We start from the raw sequence: 18,343 nt of genomic DNA, 5'->3' as shown, positions 1-18,343 counted from the left end.
TGGTGGGGACGCTTCCCGCTGGGGGTTTCTTTTGAGCGGGCAAAAGAAACCAAAACCCGCTTAGGGCGTTCCCCCCTAAGGACCTCCCTGGGGTACGAGGCTGGGCCTGCGTCAAGTCTAAATTCGGCCCGTTACCCTTGCTGTGGTGCCTAGTTCTGCCACCACACCAGGCCACCCTGGGCAACTGGCCCTACAGCCTGGTGATTTTCACATCCGGGCCTACCCCGGAGAAGCGGCGTTCCCGCCGCCGATCGCTGGGAACAGCGACTCACTAGGGTAAAGCCCTGGCGATAGAAGTAGTATTTGTCAGAGGAGTAGATACTTCCTGTAGAATTTCCACGCCTTCTATGTGACCCCACCAGTCCAAGGGCCGAAAAGAGAAAGGCGCACCCTCCGCCCAGCACCGCGGGGTGGATTCCACAAGGCGGGGGAAGGCCCCGCCTTTGGCGATTCTTTCCCCGATTTCTCATCGGGGAGAAATCGGGCCCAGCGGAGCGTCCCCGCCAGGCTGGCAAGCCTGAACCGAGATATCGGAGAAGACAGCACTTACCTATCGAAACTCAAAAACAGCAAAAAAGTACGGCCAGCTCTCGCTGACCGTACTTTTTTGCTTGATTGGAGATTAGCTGCGGCGACGGCGCACCACCACGGTGATACCCATCAGCACAGCAGCGGCGGCCAGAGCGGCCACGTACACCATCAGCTGAGCGGAATCGCTCGTCTGAGGCACGTTCTCGGGCTTCTCAGTGGCCTGGGGCTTGTCAGTGGTCTCAGGCTCCTGAGAGGTCTCGGGCTTGTCGGTGGTCTCGGGAGCGCCACCGGCGGTGAGGCCGTCCATGGCAGAAGTGAGAGCAGCCACAGCGTCATTGACCTTGGCCTGATCGTCCTCGGTGAGGCTGTTGTCCGCCATCACGGCCTGGGCGTTGGCCAGAGCCATGCGGAAGGTGGCCACAGACTCAGCGGTGTAGCTGGAGAGGTCCATGCCCTCAGCCTTGCCGATGAGGTCCTCCAGGATGGACTTGTCCGCCTTGAAGCGCTGGGCCAGAATGGCATTCAGCAGAGTCTCGGCAGCCTTATCCACGTCGTTTTGCAGGGCGTTGCCGTCCTCCATCACGGTCTTAGCAGCCTCCAGAGCGTCCACCAGCTGCTGCCAGTTGGCTTCCACGTACTTGTCGGCGTTGGCCACCATGTCGTCGGCACGGGCGATGAGCAGCTCCAGCATGGTCTTGTCGCCCTGGGTCAGGCCCAGAGCCCAGATGCCCTCCAGCAGGTTGTCCCAAGCGGTGTTCACCTGCTCCTGGGTGGCGTTGGGGTTGTCCAGCACGGCCTTGGCCTCGTCCAGGGCCTTCTGGAATGCGTCCACAGCGGCCTGCACCACACCGGTGGTGTCCAGAGTCACGGCGTAGTCATAGGTCTTTTGCAGCAGAACCTTGTTGGCCTCCTGAGCGCTGCCCTCCAGGGTCACGATGACGGAGGCGGTGAGGGTATCGGGCACGGTGACGCCGGGGATGGCGGTGAGGGTTCCGGTGATGGTCTGAGCCTGGGTGGAGGCGGGGTCATAGCCCTCCTTATTCCAGGTCACAGCCAGGGAAGTCTGAATCTCGCCGTCCAGGGTGGCCAGGACGGTGCTGGGCAGACCCAGCTGATCAAAGGCGGTGCCCACGGCGGCGGTCACGCCCTGCTGGTCGGCCACAGAGACCGCCTCCAGGGCGGTGCCCAGGGCAAAGCCGGTGGAGTTGATCCACAGACCGTCGGTGGTGCCGGCGGTGAGGCGGATGCGCACATAGCGGGTCAGGCCGCTGAGGGCGTCGTTGGTGGTGGTGCCTGCCACGCCACTAGCCAGATGGTCCACAGCGGTGGTCCAGTTCTGGCCATCGGTGGACAGGTCGATGGCGTACTTGTGGGTGCCGTCGTTGTTCCAGGTCAGGGACACAGCGGCGATGTTGTACAGGCCTTCGGAGTCGAACTGCCAGGCAGGAGCCTGGTCGTCCGCAGCGGGAATCCAGTACTTGGCGGGATCGCCGTCGTTGCCGTAGGCGGGGTCAGAGCCCTCAGCAGAAGAGGTGGCAGAGGTGGGAGCGCCGTAGTCCAGACGGATGGCCTCGCCCAGAACCTTGCCGTACACTTCCAGCTCGGCGATCTCCGCCCACTGGTTGGAGGTGCCGCCCTTGTAGGCCTTCAGGTTGTTGACCTTCACGTAGCGGGCAGCACCGTCGAGCTCCACAGTGGCGGTGACGTTGGGGTTGTTGTCCCCCTGGTCCATGTCGGACCAAGTGGCCATGTCATACCAGGTGGTACCGTCCAGAGAGCCCTGGATGGTGAAGGAGTGGCGGATGGGGATTCCGCCGGTGTCGCCGGGATTGGCCCAGGCGAAGGTGAGGGAGGCCCCAGAGAGCTGGTAGGCCTGGCCCAGGTCCACCTGATACCAGGCGGGGCTCATGGCGCCGGAGTTCCAGAAGGTGTCCACGTTGCCGTCCACGGCCAGAGCGACCTCAGAGCCGGAGGAGGCCTTGGCGGTCTTGTTCAGAGCCACGTTGTCGGTGTATCCGGTGCCGCTGACTTCCCGCAGGCAGGGCCACAGGTTATTGGCAGGGCAGTTGAGGTAGACGCGCACATAGCGGCCCTGCTGGCCCACGGTCACCGTGGTGCGGTCAGCAGTGGTGGTGAGGATGCCGTCGTCGGGGATGGTGTAGCCCTCAAAGTGGGGGTCATCGGACACGGCCACATGGTACTTCCAGTTGCCGGCGGCGTCAAAGATGATCTCCATCTCTTCCACGGTGTAGCTGCGGCCCAGATCCACCTGCCACCAGTGGGTGCCGAAGGCATCGCTGGGGCTGGGGTTCTTGGCGCACCACTTGGTGGAGGTGTCGCCGTCGTTGGCCCACTCCGCCTTCTCCTCGCCCTGGGCGTTGATGTTGATGGAGCTGGCAGAGGCGGTCTTGTTCAGGAAAATGTTCACGGGAGCGGCGGGGGGCTCGGGATGCACAAAGCCGGTCTCGTCGGCGTCGCCGCCCTCGGGCACTTCGGGCAGGCCCTCCACGGTCTGGGTGGGAATGGTGATGGTGGCGGCGGTGAGCCCGTCACAGGTAGCCTTCAGGGTGATGTCACCCTCGCCACGGGTGGAGCGCACCCACACGGCCCACTGACCGCCCCGCACCTGGACCGCCTTCTCGCCGATGACAAAACCGGGGCCCTCAGTGGTGAAGTTGATGGTGTGGTCGGCGGTGTTGACCACGGTGCCGTTTTCATCCCGCACGTCCACCCACACCAGCTTGGCGGTGCTGCCGTCCAGCTTCAGGGCCTCGTCGTTCTCGGCGGTGAGGGTGATCTGGGAGGCGGTGCCGGGGGCCTGACGGATGTAGGTCTCCACGGCCTCACCGTTGAGGTAGGCCACCGCTTTCAGGGTGCCCTGGCCGGGGGTGTAGCCGCTGAGATCAAAGGTGAAGGGGGGATGGGCCAGATTCTCGGTGGACACGTAGGCCCCGGAGTCGGCCGTGGGGTAGCCGGTGGGGTTGTCGGTGTCACCGTGGGGAGCCCACATCTGGGTGTCAGGGGTCTGACGGGCGATGAGCTGGTCGTCCAGATACAGCTCCACCTCGTCACAGTTGGAGTACACCCGCACCTGGTCGGGGGAATCGCTGGCCCAGGTGTTGGCGATGTACACCATGGCACCGGTGTCCAGACCGTACTTGGACATATCCAGGTTGGGATCGGTCTGGGACTGGAAGAAGTAAGCGCCGTGCTTGGCAATGCGGGCCACGTCTACCACGCCGCAGAAGGTGAGCTTGTCCACGTCAAATCCGGCGTAGTCGGCGTAATCCCAGTAGGCAGTGGCGCCGTACCAGGACTGGCCGCGGTTAAAGGCAAAGGAGGACTGGATGTTGTCACACTGGGTGAGCATACCCTTATCGCCGCCCTCGGCGTCGGAGTAGTGCTTGGGCTCCCGGGTGACACGGGTGGTGGAGTCAAAGCCGCCGAAGTTCCAGTCGCCGTACTCGCTGACGATGACGGGCTTGTCGGAATACTTGGAGGCGTCGCCCACCACGTTGGCCTGGGGCGTGCCCACGCCGATGTCAAACACGTTCCAGTTGATCCAGCCGCTGGTGTAGGCCTTGGAGTCGCCCACCTCGGGGTACTCCTCCTTCACCAGGTTGTGCATGTTCTGGGCCCAGGCAGTGGTGAAGGAGCTCTCGTTCAAGCTGGGCTCCCAGGCCACCACGGAGCAGTGGTTGCGGTTGACCCGCATCTGATCCCGCATCTGCTCATAGGTGTTGTTCTTGAAGGCCTCGGAATCGCTGTAGTTCTGCCAGCCAGCCAGACAGTCCAGCACGGCCACGCCGTAGCGGTCGCAGGCCTCATAGAAGGCGGGGTCGTGGGGGTAGTGGCTCATGCGGATGAAGTTGAAGCCGTACTCCTTGAGCCGCTTCACATCTTCAAAAATGGAGTCGTTGCTCTGGGCGTTGCCCAGCATGTAGGTCTCGGAGTGGAGGTTGGTACCCACCAGCTCCACGCGCTCATCGTTGATGTAGCAGCCGTCCCGCTTCCACTCCACCTTGCGGATGCCGTAGGTGGTCTCCACGGTGTCGATGACGGTGCCGTCCATCTTCAGGATGGAGCGCACGGTGTACAGCTCGGGGGTGTCCACCGACCACAGGCGGGGGTTGGACACGGTGAGGTCCTGGCTGAAGGAGTACTTCTCACCACCGGCCACGGTCTGGGTGTCCTCCTTGGAGGCCACCACGCTGTCCCCGTCCACGATCTCGGTGACCATGGTCACGGAAGTGTCCGCAGAGCCGCTGTTCTCCACCTCAGTCTTGGCGTTGACGGTGGCGGAATCCTTGGCCACGCTGGGAGCGGTGAGGAACACGCCGCCACCGGCCACGGTGTCGGACTCAATGGCGTCAGTGATGTGCACGTCCCCGGTGACGGTGACATACACGTCCCGGTACAGGCCGCCGAAGTACTGGAAGTCCGGGTTGGTCTTGCCGGGGGCGAAGGAGGTGTTGGGACGGGTGTCCAGCTTCACCGCCAGCACGTTCTCCCCGTCAAACTTCACCTGGTCGGAGATGTCAAAGGCGAATTCGGTGTAGCCGCCCTGGTGGACGCCCAGCTCTTCGCCGTTGAGCCACACAGTGGCCTCCTGCATGGCACCTTCAAAGGTGAGGATGATCTGCTGACCCTCCATGGCGGGGTCCATGGTGAAGTGGCGACGATACCAGAACACGCCCAGGTCCTCATGGTAGTAGTTCTCGGGGGTGTACTGAATGGTGCTGTGGGGGGCGTTGACGTACAGCCACTGGCTGTCGTCGGCGTCTACCTGGTCGGCGTCCGGCCAGTCCCCTTCGTAGAATCGCCAGTCGTTGTTGAAGTTCAGAACGGTTCTCCCGCCCTGGCTGGTGCCGCTTTGGGTGGCGGTACCGCTCTGGGCCGAGGCCGTGGTGACGGCGGGGACCATCCCCAACAGCATCACGGCGATGAGTGCCAGTGCCAGCAGGCGTTTGCTCAAGTGTCTCATTGCGCTTTCTCCTTTCCCTTCTCGTGTATAAGGGGTACCGGAGCCGCCCACACTGCCGCGCTCCCGTACCCGCTCCGCTCATGGGGGTTCCCCCATCTTTCTCAACAGTTTTACCATATAAACTCGTTTATTTCAATTCGCTTTTATGCCAATTGCCCACACCCCATTTTGTGGGTTTTTTACTAAAAAAGCGCCGGAGCCATGCTCCGACGCTTTTCTCCGAAATTTTGGATGTGGCCCTCAGCGGTTCACGGAACAGGCCATCCGGTGATAGGTGTGGCGGATGCCACGGATGGCCACAGAATAGGCCTGGATGTTCTCCGGCAGGGACATGCCCGCGTAGCCCGCATCCCCCAGATGGTGGATGTCGGTGCCGGTCATCTTGCACATCAGAGCAATCTGGCGGATGGTGTCCACGTCCGCCCCCTCCTGAGAGGTGCCGATGGCGGTGATGGTCAGGCAGCCCAGGGAGTGGGCGTGGGTGACCAGGCCTCTGACATACTCCACGGTGATGCCGGGCACGGTGCCGGGGGCGGGGAGCAGAATGATGTCCGCCCCGGCCTGGGCGAAGGCGTCAATGTCAGCGGTGGTGATGATGTGCTCGGCCCCCTCGGTGAGGATGCCGGAGGCGTGCATCTTGCCGGCGGCCAGAATGAGCCGGTCTCCCAGCTCCGCCTTGTACTCCTTCAAGGTGCGCACAATGGCCTCATTGGTCACACCCACCCCGGGATTTCCGGTGAGGAGGATGAAGTTCACCCCCATGTCCGCGGCCCGGCGGGCATTTTCCAGGGTGGCCTTCCGCCCGTCGGTCATGGCCCACAGGTCCCCCTCCTCCTGCTCCAGGGGCTGGTCCACCGGCTCCAGGTTGATGCCGATGGGGCGGCCGGTGAGGGCCTTGAGCTTGGCCACCACCTCCATGGGCTCGCACTTGGGCAGGCCCTGGATGACGGGTTTTTGTACGTCAAACATGTTCAAAAGCAGAATATCCGCCCCCATGGCAGCGGTAAACTCGGCGTTGGTGACGTTGCCCAGCATGGGCTGGATATAGCCGATGGACTCGCAGGCCAGCACCCGGCCCTCCGAGCCGGCAATGGAGGCCAGTAGCTCCTCCTTATTCATGGTGCGAAAGTCCGAGGCGGTACAGTCAAGCAGTCGTTTCATGACAGTCTCTCCTTGTCTTTGGGATACGTTTATTATACCACACCTCTCCCAACGTGTATGCCCCCTTTTTCCACTCCAGCCGCTATACATTCCCCATCTTCCATGGTAGAATACGGACAAGCAAACGATAGGGAGGTACTGGCCATGGATGTTGTCAGCACTCTGTCCTCCACAGGACGCAAGGTCAACGAAGATTTCATACACCTCCAGCCCAACCGCTGGGCTATGCTTCTGGATGGCTCCTCGGGCCTGATGCCCAATGTGTTGGTGCCCTATTTGCAGGGCCGCTTTCAAAGTGATGCCCAGTGGTTTGTGCACACCTTTGCCCACGCCTTCGCCCAGGTAGAGCAGCCCTCCACTCCCCTTCCCACGGCGGTGGAGCAAGCCCTGGCCCTGGTGGAGCAGCAATACCAGGCCATTCCCATTGCGGACCACTTGCGGGGCTTTTCCTATGAGCCCTCCGCCTCCCTGGCTATTTTCCGAAATACCCAGGAGAGTGGCCCAGAGCTGTTCCTTCTGGGCGACTGCACCGCCATCTGGGACGGCGGCGTGTACCATGATCCGGCGGTCTCTCGCTTGGACGACCGGGCCATCCAACTGTGTATGCACCTGTCTGACACCACCGGGCAACCACCCGCCGAGGTCATTCAAAGCCCCGCCATGCGGGCAAAGCTTCTGGAGCACCGGGAAAAGAAAAACCATCCGGAACAGCCGGATGGCTACACCGTTTTGGCCCCTCACACCGGGCTGGCCCAGTACGGCGCCCACCTCTCCCTGTCCGGGCAAGGGGTACACCATGTCTTTTTGATGTCCGACGGGCTGGCCGCCGGGTACCAGAGCTACCACCTGGAGCCCGGGCCCCAGGAATATCTGCATGCTGCCTGCACCCAGGGCCTCTCCTCCCTCCTCTCCCGCCTGCGGGCCGTGGAACACGCAGACCAGGACTTGCGCCAATTTCCCCGCCTGAAACCCAGCGACGATGCCAGTGGCGTTTTGGTGGAACTGGCACAGCCATAAGCCCTTGGATTTTGCCACACTCCCCCTTGCCTTCTCCACCATTCTGGGGTATACTTTCTTGGATATCAACTGCCACCGGGTAGTGGAATGTAGAATGCATTCTTCGTTTACGGCGTTAGGTCTTAGAAGCCGTAGACAAGGGTGCATTTTGCTATGTAAAAGCATAGCAAAAATAACAGATGCGCCATTTCCTCGCCCCTTCGGGGCAACCGGAAATGCTGCGCAAAACTTCATGCGCAGCTAATCTTGCTTGATTTTCGTGGTGCGTGTTTTACGCATGAAGTTTTTGTGCGAAAGGACTAAAGAAACATGGAAAAACAGCTCAGACGCTATCTGCTTCCCAACATTCTGGCCATGATCGGCACCTCCTGCTACATCCTGGCCGATACCTTTTTTATCTCCCTGTCCCAGGGCCCCAACGGCATCACCGCCCTGAACCTGGTGCTCCCCCTCTACGGGCTCATCTTCGCCCTGGGCTCCATGATCGGCATCGGCTCCGCCACCCGCTACGCCTTAGGGAAAGGGAGCAACACCCCCGACTACCACCTCTACTTCTCCAACTCCATCGCCTGGACCCTGCTGGTGGGGGCGGTGTTTGTGGCTCTGGGTGTGGCCGTGCCTGACGGGGTGCTGCGGCTGATGGGGGCGGACGACACCATTTTGCAGGTAGGACACAATTACATCCGCATTGTGCTGTGTTTTGCCCCCCTGTTCATGCTCAACTTCACCTGTACCGCCTTTGTGCGCAACGATGGCGCCCCCCGCATCGCCATGGCCGCCACTCTGCTCAGCGGCCTGTTCAACATCCTCTTTGACTACCTGCTCATGTTCCCCTTGGGACTGGGCATGACCGGGGCCGCCCTGGCCACCGGCTTCTCCCCGGTGGTGAGCATGTCCATCTGCCTGCTCCACTACCTCTCCCCCCGCAACACCATCCGCCTCACCCCCACCCTGCCCTCTCTGCGCCGCCTGCTCTCCGCCTGCCAGCTGGGGGTGGTGGCCTTTGTGGGGGAGATGTCCAGCGGCGTGACCACCATGGTCTTTAACTTCATCCTTCTCCACCTGGCGGGCAATGCGGCTGTGGCCGCCTACGGCATCGTGGCCAACATCGCCCTGGTGGGGGTCGCCCTCTTCAACGGCATCTCCCAGGGGCTCCAGCCCCTGGCCAGCGCCTGCCACGGCTCCGGCGACACCCAGGGCCAGAGCCGCATCTACCGCCACTCCATGTTCATCGGCCTGTGTGTGTCCGCCGTGGTGGTGGCCGTGGTGGTCACCTTCGCCGGGACCCTGGTGGCGGTGTTCAACAGCCAGCACTCCGCCCAGCTGGCCGACTACGCCATCCCCGGCCTGCGCCTGTACTTTCTGGGCTTCCTCTTCGCCGGGGCCAACATTGTCAAATCCGGCTTTTATAGCGCCACGGGCCGGGGCAGAGAGTCCTCCATCCTGGCCCTGTGCCGGGGTGTGGTGGCCATTGTGGCCTTCGCCTTCCTCCTCTCCCACCTGTTTGGCATCACCGGGGTGTGGCTGGCCTTCCCCGCCGCCGAGCTGTTCACCCTGCTGCTGGGCCTGGTGCTGGGCAGACCCCAGGGGCTGGGTGCTCCCGATCCCCGGCCCGCTTAACCCGCAACACGTCAGCACTATTGCCACTTCCCAGTTTGACACCTCCACCTGCTTTGTATGTATATAATGATGAAATAGAAGGTCGTCCACGTCTAACAAGCAGAGGAGGAGAAGAACCCATGAAAAAACAACTCGCAGTATCATTCCTATCCCTATACCGGGAGTTCTCGCTGTTCTGCAATGCAGAAGTCTCGGCGTACCCGATAAGGTGGCTAAAATCATCAGAAATAAAGTCTTAGTGAATGACTTATTCAGTTGTCAAAGTTCAAGTGAAAGGCTTCCGTTTTCGTGGTTCGGAATTAACCCCTTCACTTGTTTGAAATGGGAGAGCGTTTTTGGGGGGTGTTTTTCAAAAATTTCTTGAAAATTTTTTTGAAAATAAAAAAAGCCGCCTATTTTCCTCGTAACTGAGGTCAATAGACGGCGGGTAGAAATATTCATAGTTTTGGTGTATAAGAGAAAAAGACAAATTTGAATTTATCAGAAAATGAGGAATAGTTGAAATGGAGGCGCTATAATAACATGAAGATTGAAGGGAACCAGAAAGAACTGGATGCAATGGTAGAATTTCATAAGGGAAACCGTGTCGAGGGGCTGAGACTGCAAGAAGAATTTGCAGCGGAATTTCGTAAGGAGTATAAAGACAAAGATCACTGTCCTTGCCTGAAAGCCTGTCGTTATCACGGAAACTGTAAGGAATGTGTAGCAATCCACAGAGCGCATCAGGAACATGTTCCTAATTGTATGCGACCATTGATTAATAAAAAATTGAAATTGATGTCAGAATTAACAGAGCATACCTTGGCAAATGAAATAGAAGCTCCACATGAGATTTTAAGAAAATAGGCAAGTCAAATTCAAGTTTGTTAAATTGGAAAATTCAAGTTTATGGAGCGTCACCGTTATGATTAGAGAATTTCAAAGGGATGATATAAATAAAGTTGCAGATATATGGTTGGATACAAATATAAAGGCACATAATTTTATCCCCGCCGAATACTGGAAAAGCAATTTCAAATCAGTAAAAGAAGCGTTGTTACTAGCAGAGGTTTATGTGTATGAGTATGATACAGAAATACAGGGTTTTATAGGGTTAAATGATGAATATGTTGAGGGCATTTTTGTTTCTGGTGAAATGCAATCGCAGGGTATAGGTAAAATTCTGCTGAATTATGCAAAGGATAAAAGGAACAAGTTGCACTTGAACGTATACCAAAAGAACGCACGGGCAATATCTTTTTATAAGAGAGAAGGATTTGAGATTCAGCATAGTGGCTTAGATGAGGCTACCGGAGAAAAAGATTATGTAATGACATGGCAACACAAATAGAAATTCCAGTTTGTCGAACTTACTCAAAATTAGCAAAGACCACTTACATTGTGTAGGCGGTCTTGTTCTATGTTCAGATATATTTGATTTTGAACTTTCTTTTCTTGGCTGAAATCATCTTGCAGAGAATATCATCAACTCCATCGGTGTATCTGCCTTGTGCTATCAGGCTGTTTTTCAAACGGATAAGTGATTGCAAAACTCTCCTGTATTTTTCATCGGAAAGATATAAATGATATTTCTGTTCTTTCAAAACAACCACCTCCTGTTACCGCAATTATATAATAAGAAAGGGCATAGAGGTAGTGTGCGATTGTCGCTCGCCACCCCTAAATGAACAAATTAACAGGGTAACAACCGCCTTTTTCATTAGCAGAAATTTTGCTCGATTTTTCTCCAATTAGCAGAGAGGGCATTTTCATTAGCAAAATGGCAAAAATTCTGCTAATTTTTATTAGCAAGCCGTACACCTGAAAGGCGGACGACATTAGTTCTAATTTCCATTAGCTGACGGAGAATTTGCTAATGAAAATCTGTGAATTTCACGATTTTTCTCTTTTCCCGTAAAAATGAAAAAACGCCGGAAACCCTTGATTTTACTGGGTTTTCCGGCGGAGTTTTTGGCGTTCCCGAGGTGATTCGAACACCCGACCTACCGCTTAGGAGTACGGCGTACCATTTCGTAAGTTGTTCATATCATATCTTCCCGTGTTGTTTCTTCTCAAATTGTGCTGCCTGGAGGCAGGTCAATTTGCACAAATTCCCCTGAAATATGCTGCCTTACAACGGCTTTTCAAATGTCGTATTAGCAAGGTATTAGCAGAAACCCCTTGTGACAGAGGGCTTCCAGGGACCATTTCAAAATGCTATTAGCACAGATGGAGGATAATCTTATGAGCACCAACACACCCAACGAAAAAGGAACGCCCCAAAGCAAAACATACACCGTGAATGACATCGCAGCCATTCTCGGTATCGGCCGCGCCACGGCCTATAAACTTGCTAACTCCGGAGCGTTCAAGACGATCCACATCGGCAACATGATCCGCATCTCCAGAAAGTCCTTTGAGGATTGGCTGAAGACGGAGGGGCTGGACGACGAAACTGAATAACAGGTAGGAGCGCCATAGGATTCAAACCTATGGCGCTCACAATATAATTTGCAAATAATATAAGTATAGGCTATGTTAGATTACAGCTTTTTGCAGCATACATATAAGCTAAATGTTTTCCTCATACTTTACAGATTTGTAAACAAGCCGTTTTTTCCAGAGCTTTCTGTATTTTTTGAACTCCGCCGTTTCAATTTCGTTAGTTCGACATTTATTAGCAACGATTCTATATTGCAATGGTTGATACGGTGCAAGTTGCTCTGACAATGTTTGTTCTGTTGCCTGCAATTGCATGGCAGCCCAGCTTAAATCTGAGCCTTTCAATTCTATGAGGTAGGCTGTTTTTTTGTCCTCGTTAATAAGAAGAAAATCACACTTATTTCCACTCTTTATTATGACTCCATCGACTTGATAGTGGGTCACAAAGGATGAACCTCTATTATACGCTATATGTGTTTGCGATCCTCCTTTATCTCGTGAACTAATAATGGGAGCTCTTTCTTTACAAAGGGACATGTATCCCGCAATTGGCATTTTCTACACCTTCTTATTCATCCATTTCCAAATCAAACAACTTGTCAAAATCCCTATTAATCACTTTAGAAATCTGATCAAGTTTTTCATTTTGAATTAAATGTATCTCTTGATCTATGCAATCTTCGATGCTACCATTTTTCACAAACCATGCGGAAAACTGATTGCCATTAATCCAAAATTCGGAAGGAATAATCGATGATGCAGTATCTTTCAACTTCTTCGGAATATTGTCAGCATAAAGCAAATTATTTAATGTTCCCAGTACATACGGGCTGTGGGTAGTGACCAATACAGAGTGGCCCAAATTAAAAATCAAAGTGATTAATTCTGTTATATACTTTTGGGATTCTGGGAAAAGATGTGATTCCGGCTCCTCAATTATGAAATTTACAGGTGTACCATGAACAAGATAGTAAAACAACAGATTTAGGATCCAAACTGATTCTTGCTGGCCAGAGGATGCAAAGTTTATTTTTACATACTTGTTATTATCCAGTACTATTCTCTCTTCGTTATCGGCGAACCTATAACTGCCTCTTAAAACCTTTTGGACAAGATCCATTGCAAGGCTTGTTACGGATCTGGGTATATTGTTTTTAGGTCCCTCATATGCAGCGAGCCCATTTAATCCATCTGAGAATTCAGATTTCAAACTTAGTATTCTCTCAATATAATCTTGAGTACAATAGTCAATCGCTCGTTTCTGAGCATCTTTCATGGTGGTATAAATATAACTCATTTGTTGGGATAATAGTGTAATCATGCTACGGCCTGCTGGGATATAGACTGTTTCATAATTATCGTTAAAAAGCTGAACTAGTCTTTCCTGAATTCTCTTTCGTTCAGTCGCAGGAACACCCAAAGCATCTACTCTCAAACTATTATCGCGCAAAAAAGATGTTATGGCGGGGCATAACTCAATCCATACATAATTAGGAGTGGAATAAAAATTTTCCTCTTTGAGGTAGACTTTTACAAAGCAGTCTTCAGAAAAATAATATTCCATTGACATATCATTATCCATTCCCCAAGAGGAACCAAACACTCTCAAAAATTTTTCTCTTAGGAAGTCTGTTAAATATTTGTTTTTAGAAATATTTTGATTCTGGTCTGAATCGGAATACAGACTTAAAGCAATATCTTCAAGTGTGGAATAAATATCATTTTTGATTGTTCTAAAATAATAAACAGCTTTTGCTATTGTACTTTTTCCTGAGGCTTGAAATCCGGTGAAAGTCATAAACTGAGAGCAAGTTAATTCGCAATGCCGTATCGGTCCTAGTTTATGAATAATAAGTTTATGCATTTGCTTTACCTCATTTCATGTCATATAAATAAGCGGCTAAACGCAGGAAATTTTTCCATTTTTGAAAACCAGCATCCAATTATAATCAAGTACATTATACCATATTTTGCGAAATCAACAATACAGCTAATAGTTTATTCCACAAAAATACACTATCTGTCACCCATAGGTTTTTACCTATGGCTTTTATTTTATTCTCTGCCATAAAGCGTGGTCACAATTTATGTAACCTATATTATCTCAAAACTGCCCCGACAGGAGTCGAAAATCTCATGTTTTTCTTCCGCAGTCAGCCAAAAGGCCACCGCCCATAGGTTTTTCCCTCCGGGGTATCCGGGCGGCGTAGAGGCCGTCTTTTCCCCAAAAACGAACACTTTCTTAGACCGCTGAAAGGAGGTGATACCATGGCGGTATTTCGCATTGAGAAAACCCGTGACTACACGGTGATGTCCAACCACCACCTGCGGAATGCGGGGCTGTCGCTGAAATCCAAAGGGCTGCTCTCCATGATGCTGTCCTTACCGGAGGACTGGAACTACACCACCAGGGGCCTGGCCAAAATCTGCAAGGAGGGCACGGACAGCATTGGATCAGCTCTGAAGGAACTGGAGCACGCCGGATACATAGTCCGCAATCGGCTGCGGGACAGCAAGGGCAAGATCGTGGATGTGGAGTATGTCATCTACGAGACGCCTCATCCCCCGGACACGGGCCAGCCGTGTGAGGACGAGCCGGATACGGCTTGTCCAGATACGGAAAACCCGGATATGGATAAGATCAACGCCCAGAAGTTTGAGAGTGCCTTCTACGCAAATCCCGACTTGCGTTCGGTTCGTCCCCCAGAAGAAAAAAAGGAACCGGCACCCGCCGCATTGGATTTGGAGGCCCTGGTGGAACAGCTTCGCAAGTCGCCGGAACTGGCAAATACTCTGGCGGCGCTGCTCTCCGCAACACCCGGCAGCAAATGAGTCCGAAAAATCGAATTAGCAGGGACGCGATTTTTCTTAGCAAGTGCGTGTAAACCGTTCAAATCCAATTAGCAAACATACAACAAAATTGAATAGAAACTCCCCCTTTGCTATACGCTTTTTCTTTAAAACAAAAACCGCTGTAAACCAGCGAAAAAACGGCTTACAGCGGTTGTTTTGGCACCCCCGGCGAGAATCGAACTCACAACTAACCCTTAGGAGGGGCTTGTTATATCCATTTAACTACGGAGGCCTATGCAATTGTCCGGCGGCCCATGGCCGCTTGGTATATTCTACCCAATTCCACCGATACTGTCAATGCGGCACAAGAACTTTTCTGGAATCGGGCGGGTTTTTCTCCCCTTCTGCCGTTGCAATCCAACACATTTCGGGATATAATAAGTGACTGTGTTTTGATCGGATGTGGGAATTGTGTCCACATTCCCATGGTAGTTTATGGGCTGTGCAAAACAGCCAGACAATAAGGAGAACGAGAGATGCGAAACGAGAAATTGAGAAACGTAGCCATCATTGCCCACGTTGACCACGGCAAGACCACCCTGGTGGACGAGATGCTCAAGCAGGGCGGCATCTACCGGGAGAATCAGGCCACGGTGGAGCGTGTCATGGACTCCAACGACCTGGAGCGTGAGCGCGGCATCACCATTCTGGCCAAGAATACCGCCGTCCACTATAAGGATACCAAAATCAACATCGTAGACACCCCGGGCCACGCCGACTTCGGCGGCGAGGTGGAGCGTATTCTGAAGATGGTCAACGGCGTCATCCTGCTGGTGGACGCCGCCGAGGGCCCCATGCCTCAGACCCGCTTCGTGCTCTCCCGTGCCCTGGAGCTGGGCCACCGGGTGATCGTGGTGGTCAACAAGATTGACCGCCCCGACCAGCGTATCCACGAGGTAGTGGACGAGGTGCTGGAGCTGCTGATGGACCTGGACGCCACCGACGAGCAGCTGGACTCCCCCACCCTCTTCTGCTCCGGCCGTCAGGGCACCGCCTCCTACTCCCCCGACGTGGTGGGCACCGACCTGGTGCCCCTGTTCGAGACCATTCTGGAGTACATTCCCGCCCCCGAGTGCGACACCGAGGCTCCCTTCCAGATGCTGGTCTCCTCCATCGACTACAACGACTTTGTGGGCCGTATTGCCATCGGCCGCATTGAGCGTGGTACCATCAAGCAGAACCAGGAGATCGTGGTGTGCAACTACCACAACCCCGACGAGTCCAAGAAGGCCAAGGCCGTGAGCCTGTACACCTTCGACGGCCTGGCCCGCACCCCCGTCACCGAGGCCGCCGCCGGTGAGATCATCGCCATGAGCGGCATCGGCGACATCACCATCGGCGACACCATCTGTGCCCCCTCCGCCGTGGAGCCCATCGAGTTTGTGAAGATCTCCGCCCCCACCCTGGAGATGACCTTCTCCGTCAACGACTCTCCCTTTGCTGGCCGTGAGGGCAAGTTCGTCACCAGCCGCCAGCTCCGGGACCGCCTGTTCCGGGAAACCCTCAAGGACGTGTCCCTGCGGGTGACCGAGGTGGAGAACTCCACCGACTCCTTCAACGTGGCGGGCCGTGGCGAGATGTCCCTGTCCATCCTCATCGAGACCATGCGCCGGGAAGGCTACGAGTTCCAGGTCTCTCCCCCCCGTGTGCTCTACCAGGAGATTGACGGGGTCAAGTGCGAGCCCGTGGAGCGCGTGGTCACCGACGTGCCCGCCGACAACGTGGGCGCCGTCATGGAGAAGCTGGGCGCCCGCAAGGCTGAGTTCCTCTCCATGACCCCCGTGGGCAGCCGCATGAAGCTGGAGTTCCTGGTTCCCTCCCGTGGCCTGTTCGGCTATCGCAACGAGTTCTTGACCGACACCAAGGGCGAGGGCATCATGGCCTCCGTCTTTGAGAAGTACGTGCCCTACAAGGGCGAGATTCAGCGCCGCAACACCGGTTCCCTGGTGGCCCATGAGACCGGCGAGTCCGTGGCCTACGGCCTGTTCTCCGCCCAGGACCGTGGCGCTCTGTTCATCGGCGCCGGCGTGCCCGTGTATGAGGGCATGGTGGTAGGTGTGTGTCCCAAGATGGAGGACATCACCGTCAACGTCTGCCGTAAAAAGCAGCTGACCAACATGCGTGCCTCCGGTTCCGACGAGGCCCTGCGCCTGGTGCCCCCCCGCATTCTCTCCCTGGAGCAGTGCCTGGAGTTCCTGGCCGACGACGAGATTCTGGAGGTCACCCCCGAGAACCTGCGTCTGCGCAAGCGCATCCTCAACCACGAGCAGCGCATGAAGGCCCAGAAGGGTAAAAAGTCCTAATATCGTCTCAAAAAATGGGGACGTTGCCTCGGCAACGTCCCCATTTTATTATTAGTAGAACAACTGAGAGAACAGGCCAGCCAGCCCGTTGGACAGGAATCTCTCCAGGAACTCCCGGATGGTGATACTACTGCCATCCAGGGTCAGGGTGATGCCGCCCACCGTCTGAATCACACAGGGGGGAACAATCCACCAGCTCACCGCCAGGATCACCAGCATACCGCCCAGGTAGCACAGCCAGAACATTCCGCTGCTCTGGTCACCGCACACCGCTTGGGCAGACAAGCTACCGCACACCACCGCTGTGAAGCAGGCCAGAACCACCAGGCCCACGGCCACATTCATAGAGAAGAAGGCGCACACAAAGGCCAGAAACAGCACCACAGTGGTCACGCCGCCGTTGGCGCTGTTGGCGATGTACATGTCCAGAATGCTGCCGCCACTTTTAAAGATGCGGGTGAGAGCCAAGAGCACCAGAGTAAACAGGGCCATGCCCACCACTGCAATGATGAGGCCAAACAGGATGCTGCCCAGGGGGTTGCCCCGCACCGTCATAACGGAGCTGCTGCCCATCAGATTACCCAGACTGCTCAAAGGCCCGATTGTGCTGCGGATGCTGCCAGCCACTTGGCCCACCACATTCCACAGCAGGGCGATGACCACCACCACTCGAATCACCGAGAGAGTCACCGCCACGGTGAGGTTCTTCTCTGCCACAGCGGTGCGGATGGCCTGGACGGGGGAAGCCCAATACTGGGCAAAGAAGGGTTTCAGGCTCTTGGCTGCGTGGACCGTGGTGTCCCGCACCTGTCGGCCCATCTGGGCGAACTGCTGGGCGTTCTGGCTCCCCGGCTGGCCCTGCCCGCCCTGGGGCTGGTAGCCATATCCGCCGGGCTGCTGCTGATATCCATAACTGGACTGCTGCTGCGGTCCGGGCTGTTGATAGCCGTACCCAGAGGGCTGCTGTTGATACCCATAGCTATTCTGCTGGGTGTCAGCTCCCGGCTGCTGGTAGTTGTACTCCGGCGGTTGGCCGCTGGGTTCCGACGGCTGGACCGTGGGCTCCGGCTGCTGCTCTTCGGGGGTTGTCTGGTCGCCCTGGGGCTGTCCGTAGCTGTCCCCCTGCTCTTCCGGCGGGGTGGCGGGCTGCTGGGGCGGGGTCTGCTCCACCGGAGCGCTCTCCGACTGGGTCGTGGGTGGCTCCTGCTGCTGTTGCTGGGCCTGGGGGCAGGTGCACAGCTTCCCATCCTCCAGGGGTGCGCCGCAATACTCACAAAACCGCATGTTATCTCCTCCTCTGTTGGGCTCCGCTTCCCGTCGGCGGGCCTGGTTGTCCGCACTCGTGTTTCTTCCACAAATTTCGGGTAACTCTATCCTAACACTTTTGCATGCAAAAGTAAATGTATGTTTCTGGGAAGCCCTGCCCTTCTGCCCCGTCCTCTTTGTTGCGGGG

The 18,343-nt window shown here is 55.6% G+C and carries 12 protein-coding genes, 2 tRNA genes and 1 pseudogene; 7 read left to right on the top strand and 8 right to left on the bottom strand.

What is annotated here, in order from left to right; all coding sequences use genetic code 11:
- Positions 1–622: 622 nt before the first annotated feature.
- Both B5F98_RS07210 and B5F98_RS07205 read right to left on the bottom strand, forming a co-directional pair.
- Positions 623–5,515 carry a discoidin domain-containing protein gene (locus B5F98_RS07210; protein WP_087370904.1) on the bottom strand — a complete coding sequence of 1,631 codons (4,893 nt, stop codon included), beginning with the start codon at positions 5,513–5,515 and terminating at the stop codon, positions 623–625.
- Positions 5,516–5,755: 240 nt separating this feature from the next.
- Positions 5,756–6,676, bottom strand: a complete 921-nt coding sequence (locus B5F98_RS07205) for a PEP phosphonomutase (RefSeq protein WP_087370903.1) — start codon at positions 6,674–6,676, stop codon at positions 5,756–5,758.
- 144 nt (positions 6,677–6,820) lie between these two features.
- Here B5F98_RS07205 and B5F98_RS07200 point away from each other — a divergent pair, with 144 nt between their 5' ends.
- The 4 genes from B5F98_RS07200 (at position 6,821) to B5F98_RS07185 (ending at position 10,643) form a co-directional block, all read left to right on the top strand.
- Positions 6,821–7,693 carry a hypothetical protein gene (locus tag B5F98_RS07200; RefSeq protein ID WP_087370900.1) on the top strand — a complete coding sequence of 291 codons (873 nt, stop codon included), beginning with the start codon at positions 6,821–6,823 and terminating at the stop codon, positions 7,691–7,693.
- A gap of 309 nt (positions 7,694–8,002) precedes the next feature.
- A complete protein-coding gene (locus B5F98_RS07195) occupies positions 8,003–9,313 on the top strand; it encodes an MATE family efflux transporter (protein WP_087370897.1) in 1,311 nt (436 codons plus the stop codon).
- Positions 9,314–9,835: 522 nt separating this feature from the next.
- A complete protein-coding gene (locus B5F98_RS07190) occupies positions 9,836–10,159 on the top strand; it encodes a hypothetical protein (protein WP_004613237.1) in 324 nt (107 codons plus the stop codon).
- A 58-nt stretch (positions 10,160–10,217) separates the two neighbouring features.
- On the top strand, positions 10,218–10,643 hold the full coding sequence (locus B5F98_RS07185) for an N-acetyltransferase (RefSeq protein WP_055247538.1): 426 nt from the start codon (positions 10,218–10,220) through the stop codon (positions 10,641–10,643).
- Between the two features lie 73 nt (positions 10,644–10,716).
- On the opposite strand, the gene B5F98_RS07180 is transcribed toward B5F98_RS07185, so the two are convergent.
- Together B5F98_RS07180 and B5F98_RS12980 are read right to left on the bottom strand one after the other, a co-directional pair.
- Positions 10,717–10,896: a hypothetical protein gene (locus tag B5F98_RS07180; protein ID WP_087370894.1), complete on the bottom strand. Its 180-nt coding sequence runs from the start codon at positions 10,894–10,896 to the stop codon at positions 10,717–10,719.
- A gap of 368 nt (positions 10,897–11,264) precedes the next feature.
- Positions 11,265–11,331, bottom strand: a tRNA-OTHER gene (locus B5F98_RS12980).
- A 205-nt stretch (positions 11,332–11,536) separates the two neighbouring features.
- Between B5F98_RS12980 and B5F98_RS07175 the strand changes: the two genes are divergently transcribed.
- Positions 11,537–11,755 carry a helix-turn-helix domain-containing protein gene (locus B5F98_RS07175; RefSeq protein WP_087370891.1) on the top strand — a complete coding sequence of 73 codons (219 nt, stop codon included), beginning with the start codon at positions 11,537–11,539 and terminating at the stop codon, positions 11,753–11,755.
- Positions 11,756–11,863: 108 nt separating this feature from the next.
- Here the strand turns inward: B5F98_RS07175 and B5F98_RS07170 are convergent, their stop codons facing one another.
- A complete protein-coding gene (locus B5F98_RS07170; RefSeq protein WP_087370889.1) occupies positions 11,864–12,289 on the bottom strand; it encodes a hypothetical protein in 426 nt (141 codons plus the stop codon).
- Positions 12,290–12,302: 13 nt separating this feature from the next.
- Entirely contained in the window at positions 12,303–13,598 is a 1,296-nt protein-coding gene (locus B5F98_RS07165; protein WP_087370886.1) for an AAA family ATPase, read from the bottom strand.
- 404 nt (positions 13,599–14,002) lie between these two features.
- On the opposite strand from B5F98_RS07165, the pseudogene B5F98_RS07160 reads away from it, so the two are divergent.
- Positions 14,003–14,389 (top strand): annotated as a pseudogene (locus tag B5F98_RS07160) (helix-turn-helix domain-containing protein); the annotation flags it as partial.
- 355 nt (positions 14,390–14,744) lie between these two features.
- Here the strand turns inward: B5F98_RS07160 and B5F98_RS07155 are convergent.
- Positions 14,745–14,819: transfer RNA gene (locus tag B5F98_RS07155), tRNA-Arg, on the bottom strand.
- A gap of 244 nt (positions 14,820–15,063) precedes the next feature.
- Here B5F98_RS07155 and typA point away from each other — a divergent pair.
- Complete coding sequence (gene typA, locus B5F98_RS07150; RefSeq protein WP_087230365.1) at positions 15,064–16,890, top strand: translational GTPase TypA; 1,827 nt, start codon at positions 15,064–15,066, stop codon at positions 16,888–16,890.
- A gap of 51 nt (positions 16,891–16,941) precedes the next feature.
- Here the strand turns inward: typA and B5F98_RS07145 are convergent, their stop codons facing one another.
- Positions 16,942–18,174: a hypothetical protein gene (locus B5F98_RS07145; protein WP_087370883.1), complete on the bottom strand. Its 1,233-nt coding sequence runs from the start codon at positions 18,172–18,174 to the stop codon at positions 16,942–16,944.
- Positions 18,175–18,343: the final 169 nt, after the last annotated feature.

Origin of the sequence: Pseudoflavonifractor sp. An44, assembly GCF_002161675.1 — a bacterium.
GTDB lineage: Bacteria > Bacillota > Clostridia > Oscillospirales > Oscillospiraceae > Enterenecus > Enterenecus faecium.
The sequence above is the reverse complement of the archived record's forward strand: the minus strand, read 5'-3'. Positions and strand labels throughout refer to the sequence as shown.

Bases quoted from the DNA above. Each gene is read 5' to 3' on its own strand.
- B5F98_RS07210 (WP_087370904.1), bottom strand. From the start codon at position 5,515: ATGAGACACTTGAGCAAACGCCTGCTGGCACTGGCACTCATCGCCGTG.
- B5F98_RS07205 (WP_087370903.1), bottom strand. From the start codon at position 6,676: ATGAAACGACTGCTTGACTGTACCGCCTCGGACTTTCGCACCATGAAT.
- B5F98_RS07200 (WP_087370900.1), top strand. From the start codon at position 6,821: ATGGATGTTGTCAGCACTCTGTCCTCCACAGGACGCAAGGTCAACGAA.
- B5F98_RS07195 (WP_087370897.1), top strand. From the start codon at position 8,003: ATGGAAAAACAGCTCAGACGCTATCTGCTTCCCAACATTCTGGCCATG.
- B5F98_RS07190 (WP_004613237.1), top strand. From the start codon at position 9,836: ATGAAGATTGAAGGGAACCAGAAAGAACTGGATGCAATGGTAGAATTT.
- B5F98_RS07185 (WP_055247538.1), top strand. From the start codon at position 10,218: ATGATTAGAGAATTTCAAAGGGATGATATAAATAAAGTTGCAGATATA.
- B5F98_RS07175 (WP_087370891.1), top strand. From the start codon at position 11,537: ATGAGCACCAACACACCCAACGAAAAAGGAACGCCCCAAAGCAAAACA.
- B5F98_RS07170 (WP_087370889.1), bottom strand. From the start codon at position 12,289: ATGCCAATTGCGGGATACATGTCCCTTTGTAAAGAAAGAGCTCCCATT.
- B5F98_RS07165 (WP_087370886.1), bottom strand. From the start codon at position 13,598: ATGCATAAACTTATTATTCATAAACTAGGACCGATACGGCATTGCGAA.
- typA (WP_087230365.1), top strand. From the start codon at position 15,064: ATGCGAAACGAGAAATTGAGAAACGTAGCCATCATTGCCCACGTTGAC.
- B5F98_RS07145 (WP_087370883.1), bottom strand. From the start codon at position 18,174: ATGCGGTTTTGTGAGTATTGCGGCGCACCCCTGGAGGATGGGAAGCTG.